The 428-nt window shown below is 52.1% G+C and carries 1 protein-coding gene; it reads left to right on the forward strand.

Annotation, left to right across the window (positions count from 1 at the left end; all coding sequences use genetic code 11):
- A partial coding sequence (locus I6F37_RS41110) for a hypothetical protein (RefSeq protein WP_225154538.1) occupies positions 1-428 on the forward strand: 428 nt, incomplete at both ends.

Raw genomic sequence — 428 nt, forward strand, 5'->3', positions numbered from 1 at the left:
AGCAATCTCTCAGCCTTGCTGGAAACGCTGAAGTCGATCAAAGCGGACGACAGTCACACCAAACACGCCGCAAAAATTGCTTTGCGTGAAACGCTTCGCGATCCCCAAGCATGGTTAAAACTTTCATCGCGAAAGCCGGACGATGCCGTTGTGTTCGGCTATCTCGTTGAGGTTTGCGGTGGCTTACCGAACGAACACTCCGCCGATTTCATCACTAAAAATTTGACCGAGATCGCCAAGAACCAAGCCCAACTCCCCGCACTGATCGAACACGCAGTCCGCTACGGCGACGTTGCCCCAACGGTGTTCGCCTTCATTCAGAAGCATGAACCGAACAACGCAGGCTTGCAAGCACTGATGTTCCAAGGTTATCAACGCGGCTTGCAGCAGAAGAATACTCGCCTTTCTTCAGATGATTTGGCCTATGC

This window comes from Bradyrhizobium sp. NBAIM08, assembly GCF_020193935.1.
In the GTDB taxonomy this organism is placed as follows: domain Bacteria; phylum Pseudomonadota; class Alphaproteobacteria; order Rhizobiales; family Xanthobacteraceae; genus Bradyrhizobium; species Bradyrhizobium yuanmingense.